Origin of the sequence: Roseobacter sp. EG26, assembly GCF_049830555.1 — a bacterium.
Taxonomy (GTDB): domain Bacteria; phylum Pseudomonadota; class Alphaproteobacteria; order Rhodobacterales; family Rhodobacteraceae; genus Roseobacter.
In genome coordinates, this window is sequence record NZ_JBNBLH010000008.1 from 205,032 (window position 1) to 220,577 (window position 15,546).

A 15,546-nucleotide genomic window follows, 5' to 3' on the forward strand; every position below is an offset into this window, starting at 1 on the left:
TTCCAACATTGCAATTGGACAAGCCAAACGTAAGCTGCGCGCATGGAACCCAAGGATTCCCCCAACAGGCTTGAAAGCTGCGTCGGTCATTCCGTCAAGAAGCACCGCAATGCGAGAGACCTTACAATCGTCGAACTTTCAAAAATTTCGGGGGTTTCCTCCGCCATGATTTCAAAGATCGAACGCGGTCAGGTCTCGGCCTCTCTGTCCACGCTCGACGCCTTGGCGCAAAGTATTGGAGTGCCCATCGCAAACCTCTTCGCGGACACAGTCGAGCGCAAGGAAGTCTCTTTTGTGAAAGCAGGCGCCGGCATCGAGGTTCGCCGTGTCGGCAGCACCTACGGCCACAGCTACACTCTGGTCGGACGATCCGAGGCAAACGGCCAACATCTGGAGTGCTATGTTATTACCATCAGGGACACCGCAGCAGGACAACCTCTGTTCCAGCATCCCGGGATAGAGTTCATACGCATGATAACCGGTCAATTGACCTACCGCGTCGGCGGCGACAGTTACCTGCTGGAAAAAGGGGATTGCCTGACATTCGACAGCGAGATGCCCCATGGGCCGGTCGCGCTGAACACGCAATCTGTTGAATTCTTGACCATCATCGTCACCCCTTAAGAAATTTTCTTCAAAAGAACTAATTTTACTGATAGTAGAATTAATATCATTTCTGCTGGAAGCACCCGATGACGGCAACCGTTCTGACACCGATCACCCAGGCACTCAACGCTGGCGTGCTCACGCGCCAGGAACTGAAGGCGTTGATGGTACGGTCAGACGTTCCCGCGCTGAAACACCTGGCTCTCTGGATCATGCTGGTGCTTTCGACCGGATCACTCATCCATCTGACGTATGGATCGGTCTGGATGTGGGCCGCCATGTTCCTGCACGGCGTGGTTCTGGTTCACCATTTCTCACTGCAACACGAGTGTTGCCATTATACGGTATTCAGGACCCGATGGTTGAACGACCTAGTTGGGAACATCTGCGCCATCATCATCATGCTGCCGAACCGACATTTTCGTTATGAGCACTGCGATCACCATACCTACACCCAGCTCAAGGGGGATGACCCTGAGCTCATCGAACTGCCGCGCAGCCTTGGCGGATATCTTTGGTATCTGTCTTCCCTCCCCTACTGGCGCAACAAATTCACCGAACTGGGGCAACATACCTTCGGGCACCTCAGTAAGGAAGAAGAACGATTCATTCCCAAGGAGGAGCATCAGACCATTTTCTGGGAGGCGCGTCTGATGCTGCTGGCCTATGTGGCAATCGGGGGTTTTTGTATTGCGACCCATTGGTGGGGACCCGCGATCTATTGGTGGGGACCGGTATTATTGGGCGAACCTGTGATGCGGTTCATTCGCATGACCGAACACGTGGGCAAACCGAACGTGCGCGATATGACCGAAAATACCCGCACCAACTATGTCACCCGGCCCATGCGATTTCTCGCGTGGAACATGAACTATCATGCCGAACACCACTATGCGGCCTCTGTGCCCTTCCACGCGCTGCCTGCTTTGCACGAAAAACTCAAAGGTCATGTGGCGGTCGAGTCCAGAGGCTATATCGGGGCCCACATCGACATTCTGGCGCAGCTGATCGGACGCAAGCATCGCTGTGATGCAACGAAGGACAACTGACATGCCTCGGGAAAGGGCCTGGCAAGATTTAATCCCGGTTGCCCAGATCTATCGCCGCGATGCGACACCGGTTTCCCTTGGGTCCAGAGAGTTTGCAGTGTTTGACACCGATCAGGGGATCACGGTGGCGCTGGCCCGATGCACACATGGCGCAGCCAATTTATGTGACGGCTACTTCGACGGCACCCATATTGAGTGCCCTTTGCATCAAGGCCTGTTTGACGCGCGCACAGGAGTGGCCGTCGCAGCACCCGCCCGGGTCAAGTTGCGGATGATCCCGTCGCGCGAAGTTGACGGCATGGTGCAAGTTTTCATTTAGGACTGACAGTCCGGTGACGTCAATCGGCGTAAGCAGTTCCTATGGTATTTTATTTAGGTTTTAATATTTCAAACTTGAAGATTATCGCCTCTGGTCGTAGACTTCTGCCACAACAGCAAGCGGTACCTGTGCTGTTCAAAGGCGATTTTGGGAGGGCTTAATGCGAATAGCGTGCTTGGGGGGCGGGCCGGCGGGTCTCTATTTTGCGATCTCTATGAAGCTGCGCGACCCTTCCAGCGACATCACGGTATTCGAGCGCAATAAGTTCGATGACACTTTTGGCTGGGGTGTGGTGCTCTCAGATGAAACGCTTGAAAACCTGTCCCGCAACGACCCCATAAGCGCCGAAGCAATCGGCGATAGTTTTGCCTATTGGGACGACATCGCCCTGCATTATCGGGGCGAAACACATATTTCCTCAGGTCATGGATTTTGCGGGATCGGGCGCAAGAAACTCCTGTTGCTCTTGCAGGCCCGCGCCAAGGAACTGGGCGTCGAACTGCGCTTTGAAACCGAGATAAATAGCGCCGATACCTACCGGTCGGACTATGATGTCGTCGTCGCTTCTGACGGGTTGAATTCGGCCACGCGCAATCTTTATGCGGAAAGCTTCAAACCCGAGGTTGATCAGCGGCTATGCCAGTTTGTCTGGCTCGGGACACATCAAAAGTTTTCCGATGCCTTCACCTTCATCTTTGAAGAAACAGAGCATGGATGGGTTTGGGTGCATGCCTACCAGTTCGATGACGAAACCGCGACGTTTATCGTCGAATGCGCTCAGGAAACATTCGACAAGTTCGGCTTTGCTGACATGAGCCAGCAGGAAAGCATCCGGACCTGCGAGGCGATATTCAAAGACCACCTGGGCGGCCATGAATTGATGTCGAACGCGAACCATATTCGCGGCTCTGCCTGGATACGCTTCCCGCGAGTCCTTTGCGAAACCTGGCACCATGAAAATGTGGTTCTGCTGGGGGATGCCTCGGCAACGGCGCATTTTTCAATCGGTTCGGGCACCAAGCTGGCCTTTGAAAGCGCGATCGCTCTGGCTGAATTTATCCATACGGAACAAACCCTTGAATCCGCCTTCACGCGATACCAGGAAGAGCGGCGCCTGGAAGTTCTGCGACTGCAATCAGCCGCGCGGAATTCTCTTGAGTGGTTTGAATCTGTGGAGCGGTACCTGGGCCTTGACCCTGTGCAGCTGAACTACTCAATGCTGACGCGGTCGCAAAGGATCAGCCATGAAAACCTGCGATTGCGTGACCCGAAATGGATGGAAAGCGCGGAGCGCTGGTTCTTTGATCAGGCTGGCGTGGCGGATGACGTGCCGGTTCGTGCGCCAATGTTTGCACCCTTCAAGCTTCGCGAAATGCAGCTTGAAAACCGCATCGTGGTATCGCCGATGGCGCAGTACAAAGCGGTGGATGGTACGCCAAACGATTGGCATCTGATCCACTATGGTGAACGTGCCAAGGGGGGTGCCGGGCTGGTATTCACGGAAATGACCTGTGTCTCTGAGACGGGTCGGATCACACCGGGTTGTCCCGGACTTTACGCGCCTGAGCATGAAACAGCCTGGAGACGCCTGACAGATTTCGTCCACAACGAGACGACGGCGCGCATATGTTGCCAGATCGGCCATTCCGGTCGCAAGGGATCAACAAACATCGGTTGGGAAGGGATGGACCGGCCCCTGGCGGAGGGGAACTGGGAATTGGTCTCGGCCTCTGCAATACCGTGGGCCCCGGACAATGCTACCCCCCGTGAAGCAACGCGCGCCGATATGGACGAGATCAAAGCGCAGTTTGTCGCCGCCGCAGAAATGGCAGAGCGCGCCGGTTTCGACATGATTGAGCTGCACGCGGCCCACGGGTATCTGATTTCTTCCTTCATCTCGCCGGTCTCCAATCAGCGCCAAGACGCATATGGGGGCGCTTTGGCAAATCGGCTGCGATATCCATTGGAAGCCTTTGCGGCGATGCGCGAGGTCTGGCCGGAACACAAGCCAATGTCCGTCCGCATCTCGGCCACTGACTGGATGGAGAACGAAGGCGTCACCCCGGACGATGCGGTCGAAATCGCACGCGCCTTTAGCGCCCTCGGCGCTGATATCATTGATGTTTCCGCCGGGCAGACAACGCCTGACGCCAAACCGGTTTACGGTCGGATGTTTCAAACGCCGTTTTCAGATCGCATCCGCAATGATGCCGGTATCAAGACCATGGCTGTTGGAAACATCTATGAAGCCGACCACGCAAATTCGATCCTTATGGCCGGTCGTGCGGATCTTGTCGCGGTGGGGCGGCCGCATTTGGCGGACCCCTATTGGACGTTGCACGAGGCTGCGAAAATCGGGGATCGCCAAGCCGATTGGGCGCTCCCCTATCAGGCGGGCAGAGATCAGACATGGCGACTGGCCGACCGGGAAGCGGAGATGATCAGGGTATGAGCATTTCAGGCAAAAATGTCATTGTGACTGGCGGCGGCACGGGCGTTGGGGCGCAAACGGCAAAAATCCTTTTCGAAGCCGGGGCCAAAGTCACAATCATGGGACGCACTGAGACGCCTTTGAAATCTCAGAAACTTCCCTATCAGATTTGCGACGTGACCGATCCGGCGGCTGTTGCAGATGCCTTCAGCGCCGCGCGAAAAGATCACGGGCCGATTGCGGCAGTTGTGGCAAATGCCGGAGCCGCGCAAAGCGCACCTTTCGCCAAAATGACCAATGAGCAGATGCACGCCATGCTGTCCGTTAATCTGATCGGGGTTGCAAATGTCTGGCAAGCGGCTTTGCCGGACATGAAGGCGGCAGGCTGGGGACGCATGATCGCCATTGCCTCTACGGCGGGTCTGAAAGGGTACCCCTATGTAGCGGCCTATTGCGCATCAAAGCATGGGGTTGTCGGGTTGACGCGAGCGCTCGCCATCGAACTGGCGGCCTCCGGCATTACCGTAAATGCTGTCTGCCCCGGTTTCATCGACACACCGTTGCTGGATCGTTCCGTCGCGACGATTGTCGACAAGACCGGCATGTCCGAGCAAAAGGCACGCGCGTCACTGGTCGCCGGGAACCCGCAGAAACGGTTGATCTCAACCGATGAGGTCTCGGAGGCGGTGCTTTGGCTCTGTTCGGAAGCCGCTCGCTCGGTCAATGGTCACGCCCTGTCACTCTCGGGAGGCGAGATATGACGTCTGCCCGCGACACGCATGACATCGGTGAAAGCCTCTCCAAGGAACGTCTGCGCTTGTGGCTGAAATTGCTAAAGACCAGCAATCAGATCGAGAGCGAAATACGACGCAGACTACGCAGCGAATTCGGATCAACCCTGCCAAGGTTTGATGTCATGTCTGCGTTGGCACGAACGTCTGACGGGTTGAAAATGAGCGAAATTTCGAAGCGGCTGCGGGTCTCCAACGGAAACATCACAGGAATCGTGGACAAGCTGACCGAAGAGGGCCTTGCATCGCGCCGATCGATCCCGGGTGACCGTCGCGCCAATCTCGTTCAATTGACACCCAAGGGACGTGAAGTCTTTGCTGAACACGCTGAGGCACATGAAAGTTGGATCAGCGGCATTTTGTGCGATCTGGATGAGAACGACATTGAGGGAATGATCCAACGGCTGGATCACCTCAGCCAATCACTTGAGGATCAGAATTGACATGCGCAGCGACGTCTCTCACTTCAATTGCAACGTTTCAGACGGTATCGCCAGGATCTCTTTGGACCGGCCTGAACGAAAAAACCCGCTGACACTGGAGAGCTACGCAGAATTGCGAGACTGGTTTCGGGACCTGCATTACGCAGAGGATGTGAACGCCGTCGTTTTTGCGCCTAATGGCGGCAATTTCAGCTCGGGCGGGGACGTTCATGATATTATCGGTCCATTGACAAAGATGAGTATGAAAGAGCTTTTGACCTTTACGCGGATGACCGGCGATCTGGTCAAGGCGATGGTCAATTGCGGCAAACCGATCATCGCCGCGGTAGATGGTGTCTGCGCAGGTGCAGGCGCGATCATCGCGATGGCCAGCGATCTGCGCATAACAACCCCGGACTCCAAAACCGCTTTTCTCTTCAACCGTGTCGGGTTGGCAGGATGTGACATGGGGGCTTGTGCCATTCTGCCACGGATCATTGGTCAGGGGCGGGCTGCGGAACTTCTATATTTGGGGCGCTCCATGACTGCCGAGGAGGGTCATGCTTGGGGATTTTTCAACAAGATCGTAGCGACAGATCAACTGACCCAAGAAGCCAATGGGCTTGCGCGTCGCATTGCGGACGGTCCGGGTTTTGCAAATATGATGACCAAGACCATGCTGGCGCAGGAGTGGTCGATGTCCATCGAGCAGGCCATCGAGGCTGAGGCGCAGGCGCAGGCCATCTGCATGCAGGGGCAGGATTTTCACCGGGCCTACCATGCCTTTGTGGCCAAAGAAAAACCCGTCTTTGAGGGCGATTGATGGCAGATAAATCCTTTCTTCAATGGCCTTTTCTGGAAGACCGGCATCGCGCCCTGGCCGCGAAGCTGGAGGATTGGTCGCAATCCGCCTTGGGAGATATCGATCACGGGGATACCGACGCCGCTTGTCGGGTGTTGGTGACACGTCTCGGAGAAGGCGGGTTTCTCACCCATTCGGGCTCGGAACGAGGCGTGCTGGATGTGCGCAGTCTCTGCCTGATCCGCGAAACGTTGGCGCGTCATGACGGCTTGGCGGATTTCGCCTTTGCAATGCAGGGGTTGGGTTCGGGTGCGATTTCCCTTTTTGGCTCACCCGATCAACGGGCGGAATGGTTGCCGAAAACCCGCTCCGGAGAGGCCATCGCCGCCTTTGCCCTCACCGAGCCGGGCTCCGGATCGGACGTTGCCAATTCTACGATGACAGCAGAACGCGACGGCGCTCACTATGTATTGAACGGCGAAAAAACCTGGATTTCCAACGGCGGCATTGCGGATGTCTACACCGTCTTTGCCCGTACCGGTGAAGCACCGGGTGCCAAGGGGCTATCTGCCTTTATTGTCACGCCAGATTTGCCCGGCTTCGAAGTAACGGAACGTTTGGAAACCATTGCCCCCCACCCGCTCGCCACTCTGCGCTTCAGCGACTGCCGCGTTCCGGCAGCGGCCTCGATCGGAGAGCGCGGACGGGGTTTCGCCATCGCCATGTCGGTCCTGGATGTTTTCCGATCAACCGTCGCTGCTGCCGCTTTGGGGTTCGCCCGGCGGGCCTTGGACGAAACATTGACACGTGTCGAAACCCGGCAGATTCACGGGGCCCCATTGTTTGATTTGCAAATGGTCCAAGGCCATATCGCCGACATGGCGCTGGACATAGATGCCGCGGCGCTGTTGGTCTACCGCGCGGCCTGGACCAAGGATAGCGGCGCGCCACGCGTGACCCGTGAGGCCGCAATGGCCAAACTCTTTGCAACAGATCGGGCGCAGAGCGTGATCGACAAAGCGGTACAGCTTCACGGTGGCGACGGTGTAAAATCGGGGGAAACGGTGGAACGTCTCTATCGCGACATCAGAGCGTTGCGCATCTATGAAGGCGCCTCAGACGTTCAACGTGTTGTCATTGCCAGACAGGTGCGCGCTGGTCATCCTCAATAGACAGGCCTCGTTTTTTAAGTCCAAGTCGATTTGGAGTTGCAAAACCCGAGGTCAACGGCGATTTCAAAACTCACCGGAAACTGCGGCAACGCTCCCCAAATCAACACACAATCTGAGACCTCCCTTTGACAATCTTTGAAATATGCCTTCTGACATCTGCCGGATTTCTCGCGGGGGTCATCAATGCAATTGCCGGAGGCGGCAGTTTTCTGACTTTCCCCGCACTCGTGTTTGCAGGTGTGCCAGCCATCCCCGCCAACGCGACAAGCGCCGTGGCCGTCTTTCCGGGTTATCTAAGCGGTGCGTTAGGATTTCTGGATGAACTACGCGTTTACCCGCGCAGACATTTGAGCGCGCTTCTGGGCTTGTCCGTACTTGGCGGCGTTCTGGGTTCGCTGTTGTTGCTGGTGACGCCCGCGACTGTGTTTTCTGCAGTGGTCCCATGGCTGCTAGGTTTCGCAACACTGGTCTTTGCAGTGGGCAAACGCATCTCAAACTGGGCTGAACGGCGTTCGCAAACGACTGGAAACCTAGGTACGCTCAGCACCCTGATCGTCTGTATTTATGGCGGCTATTTCAACGGCGGCCTCGGTATCATTCTGCTGGCGCTGCTTTCGACGTTGGGTGTCCGGGATCTCAACGTTATGAACGGTCTCAAAAACGCGATGTCATTCATTCTTTCCGCAGCCTCAGTGGTCACTTTCGCCCTGGCGGGAATAATTTACTGGCCACAGGCTCTGCTGATGATGGTATCAGCGACCGTCGGAGGGTATTGTGGCGCATTGCTGGCCCGCAGGCTATCCGCGCGGGTCATCAGGTCAATCGTGATCTGTGTCGGAGTGGCAATGACGATTGTCTTCACTTTCAGAACCATCTGACGATGTCGTCGATTAGGTGACCGCAAGCAACTTCAATCGCTGAATCTTTCCTGACGGACCTTTGGGCAGTTCCGGCAAGAAATGAATGCGGTCAGGTGCTTTGAATCTGCCAAGTTTCTGCACGCAGATGTCCACGAGGTCATCGTTTGTCAGGCGCGACCCATCCCGGACCCGAACAGCAGCCTCCACCCGCTCACCATATGTCTTGCAGGGGCGCGCAAATGCGGCCGCTTCAATGACATCACCATGCGAATAAAGCGCCTCATCAATCTCACGCGGGGCGATGTTCTCCCCCCCCTTGATGATCAACTCCTTGAGCCGCCCGGTGACGAACAGATATCCATCCGCGTCTTTTTTCCCCAGATCACCGGTACGCAGCCAACCGTCCGCGAAGGTCCCATTGGTGGCATCGGGGTTCTTGAGATATTCGAGCATCACATTGGGCCCACGAACCGCAATTTCGCCCTCTGTATCACAAGGACATTCGGTCAGATCGGGCGCAAGAATTGCAACCTCATTGCCATATGCAATTCCCGGAGACCCGATTTTGCGTATGCCCGGCGGCAACGGGTTGGACAGGATCTGGGCTGCAGTTTCAGTCAATCCCATGGTCTCAATGATGGGAACCTTGAACCTCTTTTCAAAGGCGCTTTGGACATCCGGCGCCAGAGCAGAAGAAGCCGAACGGCCAAACCGCAGCCGATCCATGGTTTCTGCGCCTGGTGCGCCCTTTGCATGGAGCAGATGGGAGATGATCGTCGGAACCACGGAGAACCAGGTGGCACCCATTTCACTGACCTGTGTCCAGAATCCGCTGACCGAGAATTTTGGACACATCGCAACCGAGCCACCCGAGACAAGAGCCCCAATGACAGTCACACATAATCCGTTGATATGGCAAATGGGCAGAACGCAGAGTGCACGGTCCCGAGGCGAAAGGTCATGGGCAATTGCCGTGGTCCACCCGCCGGCAAGCAGGCTTGACTGTGTATGCACAACCCCTTTTGGCCGACCTGTCGTACCGGATGTGTACATCAACAGCGCATGATCCGATGGCGCCACGTCGTGTAATTTCGCGTCAGTCACCGCGACAGATACATCCATCGTTGCCATCGCTCCAGGCCGTGTGGCCTCAAAAAGCGACCGGACGCTGTCATGGACGATCGCGACCTTCGCTTCACTATGCTCCAGCGCATAGGAAATCGCATCCTGACCTGCCGCAAGGTTGATCATGGTGGCGCGGAACCCGCCGTAGACCGCACCATAAAAAGCCAGCACGCCTTCGCGGCCGTTAGGTTGGAGGATCGCGACACTTTCACCCTTTTCAAGGCCTTGGGCCGTGAGGGCCATGGCTATCTTTCTGGCTTCAGCCTGAAGAGACTTCCAATCCAATCCTTCAGGATCATCCCAGAAGACAAACGCTGTCCCACCGCTCGCGGCGCGATGATCAACCCAGTCGCGCAGCGTCCCCTTTGGGGGCGTATCCGGCGCGAAGATCATTGACCAGCGACTTCCCAGTAGTCGCCGAAGATGTCTGCAACTTCTGGCTCGCGCGGCGGAATTTCGCGAATGACTTTTGTCGTTTGCAAGAAATGCCGCCAATGCAGGTTGTCATCAATAGAGTTTCCGCCCCATGATCCGCAGCCCATGGAGAGTGAAAAGGGCATTCCGTTGTTAAAAGCCCCGCCGGTCGCGAAACAATGCGCCTGATTGACGATCACGCGACAGGTCGGAATGGCCGTACCCAATTGCAAAGCCCGATCATCCTTTCGCGAGTGTAGGCCGATGGAATGTCCTGCCCCCTGATAGGCCAGAATTTTCCCGGCAACGGTCATCGCATCGGAAAAATCTGCCGCACGATAGAGTGCTGCCACACGTGACAGCTTCTCGCCAGATAGCGGGTGTTCATGGCCGATGCCCGAGGTCTCAACCACGAGGAATTTGGTTTCTGCCGGGACCTCCTGCGTCAATTCCAGCGCTTGCAGCATCTTGTCGGCATCCTGCGCAATGACCGCGCGATTGAGATGCCCGTCAGGCCACAGGGCCCTGACAATGCGATCTTCGTCCTTGACCAAAGCCCCCCCCGCTTGCGCCAGTTCCGCAACAAATGCATCGTAGATTTCATCAACGGCCACAATCGCGTTTTCCGAAGAACAGGACGTGGCGTTGTCGAAGGTCTTGGAGGCCGTGATCTTCTCTGCAGCTGCTTTCAGATCGCAGGTTTCGTCAACGATCACGGTGACATTGCCTGCACCAACGGCAAGCGCGGGCGTGCCAGAGGTATAGGCCCGTTTGACGTTATTCTGCGACCCCGTCACGACGATCAGATCGGTGGTCTCCAACAGACGCTGGGTCTTCTCCTTGCTGCCCTTGCCCGGCACCATCTGCACCAGATCATGGTCTTCGCCAATCTTGTCGAATTCCGCGTGTACGTATTTCAGCAGGGTCTCGCAGGCGGGCACGCCCTTGGGTGACGGCGACAGGACAATGGCATTGCCGCATTTCAAAGCGTTGATGATGTTGTTGGCCGGCGTCGCCGCGGGATTTGTGGAGGGCACGACGGCGCCGATCACACCCATCGGGCGGGCGATTTCGGTGATACCTGTTTCCGGGTCATCGGCGATCACGCCGTATGTCTTGGCCGGCGCAATATCGCGCATCAGACCCAAGGTTTTGCGATGGTTCTTGGTGATCTTGTCCGGCACGTTGCCGAGGCCGGTTGTCTCGACCGCAAGCTCCGCAAGATGGCGGTTACGGGTGGGTTCCATGATGGCCCAGGCAGCGGCCTGTGCGGCCCGGTCGTATCGGGTTTGCGATCCACCGACCTCATAGGCTTTTTGTGCGTGGCGCGCCCTTGCAACAATGGCATCAACCTCGGCAAGATCATCATGGACGTTCATTTGCATGTTCCTCTGAAGGGGGTCCCCACCCGGCTGACCGGATGGGGACGGCGTAGATTACAAACCGGCCAGCAGTTCTTTCAGCGTTTCTTCGCGCGCGGCCCACATGGCCAGAACCTCGTCGCGGGTCATGATGTGCATGGGCGAGCCGCCCGCTTTCATCTTGCCCGCGACGCGGCTGTTCTCGAACATGGTCGGAACCGTTTCTGCAAGCTTGTCGATGATCCCCTCCGGCGTACCCTTGGGCACCATCACGCCGCGAAAGTTCACGGAGGCATTGTCTACATCCAGACCACCTTCCATCATCGTGGGAACATCCGGCAAAAAGTCGTTCCGCTCCAGATCGGCGACCGCGAGGATTTTGACATTGCCCGCCTCACGCGCACGGAAAGCATCGCTAAGGTTATTGATACCGGCCATCACTTCGCCTGCAATCACCGCTTTCATGGCCGCAGCACCACCGCCTTTTGTCGGGATATAGGCCATTTTCATATCGCCTGCTTTTTCCATTTGCAGTGCAGCAATGTGGTGACCGACGAAAAGCCCCGCGCCCGAGGTGGTCAGCTTACCTGGATTGGCCTTGGCAAAATCGACCACATCCTGAAGCGTGTTGAATTCGCTGTCCGCGCCGACAACCAGCACGGCAGGATCCGCGCCCCAATTGGCGATGGGCTCGAAACTGTCAGCCGAATACTCGACACCGCCTTTGATTGATTGGGCAATGAAATGTGGGACGTTATATGCACCAAGCGTATAACCATCCGCTTCGGCCTGACCGGCGAGCCAGTTCCAGCCGACACGCCCCCCCGCACCGGGCTTGTTGAGGATCGCGATCGGCATGCCTAGCGCATCCTCGTTCCCGGCGGTCATCGTCACGATGCGCGCTTGAAAATCCGTGGCCCCCCCGGCCCCGTAGCTGACCATCATCATGATCGGTCGGTCTGGGTAGTTTGCGTGACCATCCGCCGTCGCGGTCGTGGTCAGTCCCATTAGGGCAATGGCGGCCCCGGCGATTACTTTCTTCATGGTAGTTCCTCCCAAAATGATCTGCCGCTGTTTGCGGTTCAGAAATATATCTCTCGCGGTGTGTAGACTTTCAGCAGCAAGGCGAAGAGACCGTACATGACAGCCATAAAGCAGGCCGTGATGATGATGCGTTTGAGCCAGGATTTGAGCACGCCGTGTGGTGCCGGATCATAAAGGCTCAACAGAATAAAAAAGGCGATGGAGGTTGCGGTATAAAACCCCAATCCCTTGGCCGCCCAGAAGATGTAGATCAGTGCGATGATCAAACCCGGTGCCAGATTTCGGAGCTGCCTGGCGGAAATGCCGTTGCCAACCTTGGTCCAGCCGAGACAGGCTTTGGCAAATGTCCAGATGGCCAGCAAAACAAAGACAGTCGCGATCAGACGTGGAAACAAAAAGGCTTCGGACGGTTGCTGGGTGTAGCTGACATAGGCGACCCAGATGCCGACGGCGGCTACGATCCCCGACCCTATGATGTGCTGAACACGCGGCAGGCTGATATCACTCATGCCATGATCTCCTCTTTGGAGGTGTAGCGACGGCTGCGTAACTCCATGTAAGCGGAGTAGAAAATCGAGGCGATGACCACCGCGATCAGGAAGAGGTTGAGTGCGCCGCCGAGGAAATAGGGACCCATTCCATCTGTTGCAGTGGCGATCATGCTGCCCTGGATGAAATTCGCCTCAGCAATGGGTCCGAGGATCAGACCCAGCACCAGTGGGGCGGCTGAAAAGCCAAAGCGTTCGAGGAAGTACATCATCACGCCAAGCCCGGCCATGACGTAGACATCTCCCATACTGGACTGCACCGAGTAGCTGCCAAAGACCGCGAGCCCCAGAACCACAGCGGCCATCACGCTTTGCGGCACCTGGGCCACCCGCGCCGCCATCCCGGCCACATAAAGACCGAAAATACACATCAGAACCTGGCCAATCAGCATCGAATTGATGAATGTCCAGGCCACATCCGGGTGATTGTCGAAAAGGTCGGTGCCTGGAAAGATGCCATGAATCAGCAGCCCCCCCAACAGTACCGCCGCCGTGGGCGATCCGGGGATCGAGAGGGTCAGCAACGGCACCAGCGACGGGCCAACCATCGCGTTATTCGCCGATTCCGCCGCGACAAGACCTTCGGGATGGCCGGTGCCGAATTTGTCACGATCAGGGCTGAACTTCTTGGATTGGTCATAGGCAACCAGCCCGGCGATCTGCCCACCGACACCCGGGATCAGGCCGATGACGGAGCCTGTGAGCGTCCCGATGCTCATGGCGCGTTTGTTGCGCATCAGTTCCGTAATCGCCCCGGAAATCGGGTGTTTTTGAACCTGAATGACTTCCGCACCATCATTCCGGCGGCCTTTGGCGAACATGGTGATCACCTGCGGGATGGCAAAAAGCCCGATCAATGCCGCAATGATATTGATACCGCCCCCAAGCGCTGGGTGGAAGATGAACCGTTGCGCGCCCATGATGTCATCAAAACCGATTGTGGCCAGCCACAGGCCGATACACCCCGAAAGCAACCCCTTCACCACCGAACGCGAATCCAGAGACCCGATGACAGTTACCCCTAGGATCGCCAGCCAGAAAAGATGACTGGGACCAAAAGCCAGAGCCCATTTCGCCAGCACAGGCGTCAGAAAGATAAGCAAGAGAACACCGAATATCCCCCCGACAGCCGAGGACAGAAATGACAATTGCAGCGCTTTGGCCCCCTCGCCTTTCTGCGCCATTGTGTGGCCGTCGAGCGTTGTGGCGATGTTCGCCGGAGCACCCGGAATTTTTAGCAAAATCGCAGAGACTGCACCGCCCGCCACTGTGGATGTATAGGCCGCCCCCAGCAGAATGAGGCCCTGCGCCGCCTCCAGTTGAAACGTAAATGGAATGAGCAAGGCCACGGCCATGGTGGGTGATAACCCGGGCGTGGCCCCCAGGATGAGCCCGCCAATGGTGCCCAGCAAGAGCAGCCCAAAGTTGATGGGTGTAAAGACATCGCCGAAATAGAAGATGAATTCCATTTAAAGGCTCCCCAGCCAAACTTCCTTGACAAAACAGGGTAGGCAATGAAAATAGTTTTGCAAATGTTTTCATTTTTGAGCTCATATTTTCCTATAAGGCACTGATAAATGATAGATAAAGTGGATATATTTGCCGTTGCAAAGCGCGCCCAAGTTTCTATTTCGACGGTTTCGCGGACGTTCAATCACCCCGATCAGGTAAAACCTGCGACTCGCAAAAAGATTGACAAAGCGGTGCGCGACCTGGGCTACATCCGAAACCGTGCCGCCCAGACGATGCATGGTATCCGGAGCGGAACGATTGGCCTTGTGGTCCCGACAATTGATCACACGATCTTCGCGGAGCTCATTCAGGCGTTTTCACAATCGGTGGAAGCGCATGGTTTCGTAATTCTGGTGGCATCCCATGGATACGACCTGGAACGCGAATATGCGGCAGTCCGCAAATTCCTTGAACATCGCGTGGATGGCGTGGCGCTCATCGGACAGGACCATTCCGAAGAGACCTATCAATTGCTGGAAAGTAACAAGACACCCGCCATATCGATCTGGAACTACGACGCGGAATCGCGGCTGTCTTGTGTGGGGGCTGACAATGCTCTGGCCGGCCAACTGGCGGCGCAATGTTTGCTGGATCACGGTCACCGGGACATCGGACTTTTGTTTCCGCCCCTTCCCGACAATGACCGTGCCCGAGGGCGATTTGATGGGGCATGCAAGACCTTGGCGGCAGCGGGTGTCGATCTGCAGGAACGATGGATGACCGAAAGTCTCTATAGCCTATCTGAAGCCAAACAAGCGGTGACGGGGATTCTCAATCGAGAGCACAAGCCCACCGCCTTGCTATGCGGCAATGACGTGCTGGCGGTCGGCGCATTGTATGGCGCACAAAGTATCGGGCTGAAGGTCCCTGATCACCTTTCGATCATCGGCATTGGCGATTTCAAAGGATCCGAAGAAATGACACCCGCCTTGACCACGGTCCGTCTGCCAGCACGAGAAATCGGCCACCTCGCCGGGCAACAGTTGGCGGGCTCCATTGTTGGCAACCTGAATCAAACCGTGCGCATCAACTGCGCTATTACCCTGAACACCCGCGAGACCTGCAAGCGGCTTCAACAGTTTTGAACCCG

15 protein-coding genes are annotated in these 15,546 nt (G+C 56.5%); 10 read left to right on the plus strand and 5 right to left on the minus strand.

Annotated features, from left to right (window positions below; all coding sequences use genetic code 11):
* Positions 1-42: 42 nt before the first annotated feature.
* From ACOTTU_RS18210 to ACOTTU_RS18250, 9 genes are all read left to right on the plus strand, one after another.
* Entirely contained in the window at positions 43-624 is a 582-nt protein-coding gene (locus ACOTTU_RS18210; RefSeq protein ID WP_425660044.1) for a helix-turn-helix domain-containing protein, read from the plus strand.
* A gap of 68 nt (positions 625-692) precedes the next feature.
* Positions 693-1,655 carry a fatty acid desaturase family protein gene (locus ACOTTU_RS18215; RefSeq protein WP_425660045.1) on the plus strand — a complete coding sequence of 321 codons (963 nt, stop codon included), beginning with the start codon at positions 693-695 and terminating at the stop codon, positions 1,653-1,655.
* Between the two features lies 1 nt (position 1,656).
* Positions 1,657-1,974, plus strand: a complete 318-nt coding sequence (locus ACOTTU_RS18220) for a Rieske (2Fe-2S) protein (protein ID WP_425660046.1) — start codon at positions 1,657-1,659, stop codon at positions 1,972-1,974.
* Positions 1,975-2,134: 160 nt separating this feature from the next.
* Positions 2,135-4,426: a bifunctional salicylyl-CoA 5-hydroxylase/oxidoreductase gene (locus ACOTTU_RS18225; protein ID WP_425660047.1), complete on the plus strand. Its 2,292-nt coding sequence runs from the start codon at positions 2,135-2,137 to the stop codon at positions 4,424-4,426.
* Positions 4,423-5,166: an SDR family NAD(P)-dependent oxidoreductase gene (locus ACOTTU_RS18230; RefSeq protein ID WP_425660048.1), complete on the plus strand. Its 744-nt coding sequence runs from the start codon at positions 4,423-4,425 to the stop codon at positions 5,164-5,166. The genes ACOTTU_RS18225 and ACOTTU_RS18230 overlap by 4 nt, the downstream gene beginning before the upstream one ends.
* Positions 5,163-5,639 carry a MarR family winged helix-turn-helix transcriptional regulator gene (locus ACOTTU_RS18235; RefSeq protein WP_425660049.1) on the plus strand — a complete coding sequence of 159 codons (477 nt, stop codon included), beginning with the start codon at positions 5,163-5,165 and terminating at the stop codon, positions 5,637-5,639. Before ACOTTU_RS18230 ends, ACOTTU_RS18235 begins: the two co-directional genes overlap by 4 nt.
* A 1-nt stretch (position 5,640) precedes the next feature.
* On the plus strand, positions 5,641-6,441 hold the full coding sequence (locus tag ACOTTU_RS18240; RefSeq protein ID WP_425660050.1) for an enoyl-CoA hydratase family protein: 801 nt from the start codon (positions 5,641-5,643) through the stop codon (positions 6,439-6,441).
* Entirely contained in the window at positions 6,441-7,592 is a 1,152-nt protein-coding gene (locus tag ACOTTU_RS18245) for an acyl-CoA dehydrogenase family protein (protein ID WP_425660051.1), read from the plus strand. Before ACOTTU_RS18240 ends, ACOTTU_RS18245 begins: the two co-directional genes overlap by 1 nt.
* A gap of 125 nt (positions 7,593-7,717) precedes the next feature.
* Positions 7,718-8,470: a sulfite exporter TauE/SafE family protein gene (locus tag ACOTTU_RS18250; protein WP_425660052.1), complete on the plus strand. Its 753-nt coding sequence runs from the start codon at positions 7,718-7,720 to the stop codon at positions 8,468-8,470.
* Positions 8,471-8,482: 12 nt separating this feature from the next.
* Here the strand turns inward: ACOTTU_RS18250 and ACOTTU_RS18255 are convergent, their stop codons facing one another.
* Genes ACOTTU_RS18255 through ACOTTU_RS18275 form a run of 5 tightly spaced genes read right to left on the minus strand, consistent with a single transcriptional unit; the run spans position 8,483 to position 14,413 of the window.
* Positions 8,483-9,970, minus strand: coding sequence for an AMP-binding protein (locus ACOTTU_RS18255; protein ID WP_425660053.1), 1,488 nt, complete (start codon positions 9,968-9,970; stop codon positions 8,483-8,485).
* Positions 9,967-11,370 carry an acylating sulfoacetaldehyde dehydrogenase gene (gene sauS / locus ACOTTU_RS18260; protein ID WP_425660054.1) on the minus strand — a complete coding sequence of 468 codons (1,404 nt, stop codon included), beginning with the start codon at positions 11,368-11,370 and terminating at the stop codon, positions 9,967-9,969. The genes ACOTTU_RS18255 and sauS overlap by 4 nt, the downstream gene beginning before the upstream one ends.
* Positions 11,371-11,427: 57 nt before the next feature.
* A complete protein-coding gene (locus ACOTTU_RS18265) occupies positions 11,428-12,396 on the minus strand; it encodes a tripartite tricarboxylate transporter substrate binding protein (RefSeq protein ID WP_425660055.1) in 969 nt (322 codons plus the stop codon).
* 38 nt (positions 12,397-12,434) lie between these two features.
* Positions 12,435-12,905, minus strand: a complete 471-nt coding sequence (locus ACOTTU_RS18270) for a tripartite tricarboxylate transporter TctB family protein (RefSeq protein WP_425660056.1) — start codon at positions 12,903-12,905, stop codon at positions 12,435-12,437.
* Positions 12,902-14,413, minus strand: a complete 1,512-nt coding sequence (locus ACOTTU_RS18275; RefSeq protein ID WP_425660057.1) for a tripartite tricarboxylate transporter permease — start codon at positions 14,411-14,413, stop codon at positions 12,902-12,904. Before ACOTTU_RS18275 ends, ACOTTU_RS18270 begins: the two co-directional genes overlap by 4 nt.
* Before the next feature lie 108 nt (positions 14,414-14,521).
* Here ACOTTU_RS18275 and ACOTTU_RS18280 point away from each other — a divergent pair, with 108 nt between their 5' ends.
* Positions 14,522-15,541, plus strand: coding sequence for a LacI family DNA-binding transcriptional regulator (locus ACOTTU_RS18280; protein WP_425660058.1), 1,020 nt, complete (start codon positions 14,522-14,524; stop codon positions 15,539-15,541).
* The last annotated feature ends 5 nt before the right edge of the window (positions 15,542-15,546 follow it).

Coding starts and splice junctions, on each gene's coding strand:
- ACOTTU_RS18210 (WP_425660044.1), top strand. CDS start 43: ATGGAACCCAAGGATTCCCCCAACAGGCTTGAAAGCTGCGTCGGTCAT.
- ACOTTU_RS18215 (WP_425660045.1), top strand. CDS start 693: ATGACGGCAACCGTTCTGACACCGATCACCCAGGCACTCAACGCTGGC.
- ACOTTU_RS18220 (WP_425660046.1), top strand. CDS start 1,657: ATGCCTCGGGAAAGGGCCTGGCAAGATTTAATCCCGGTTGCCCAGATC.
- ACOTTU_RS18225 (WP_425660047.1), top strand. CDS start 2,135: ATGCGAATAGCGTGCTTGGGGGGCGGGCCGGCGGGTCTCTATTTTGCG.
- ACOTTU_RS18230 (WP_425660048.1), top strand. CDS start 4,423: ATGAGCATTTCAGGCAAAAATGTCATTGTGACTGGCGGCGGCACGGGC.
- ACOTTU_RS18235 (WP_425660049.1), top strand. CDS start 5,163: ATGACGTCTGCCCGCGACACGCATGACATCGGTGAAAGCCTCTCCAAG.
- ACOTTU_RS18240 (WP_425660050.1), top strand. CDS start 5,641: ATGCGCAGCGACGTCTCTCACTTCAATTGCAACGTTTCAGACGGTATC.
- ACOTTU_RS18245 (WP_425660051.1), top strand. CDS start 6,441: ATGGCAGATAAATCCTTTCTTCAATGGCCTTTTCTGGAAGACCGGCAT.
- ACOTTU_RS18255 (WP_425660053.1), bottom strand. CDS start 9,970: ATGATCTTCGCGCCGGATACGCCCCCAAAGGGGACGCTGCGCGACTGG.
- sauS (WP_425660054.1), bottom strand. CDS start 11,370: ATGAACGTCCATGATGATCTTGCCGAGGTTGATGCCATTGTTGCAAGG.
- ACOTTU_RS18265 (WP_425660055.1), bottom strand. CDS start 12,396: ATGAAGAAAGTAATCGCCGGGGCCGCCATTGCCCTAATGGGACTGACC.
- ACOTTU_RS18270 (WP_425660056.1), bottom strand. CDS start 12,905: ATGAGTGATATCAGCCTGCCGCGTGTTCAGCACATCATAGGGTCGGGG.
- ACOTTU_RS18275 (WP_425660057.1), bottom strand. CDS start 14,413: ATGGAATTCATCTTCTATTTCGGCGATGTCTTTACACCCATCAACTTT.
- ACOTTU_RS18280 (WP_425660058.1), top strand. CDS start 14,522: ATGATAGATAAAGTGGATATATTTGCCGTTGCAAAGCGCGCCCAAGTT.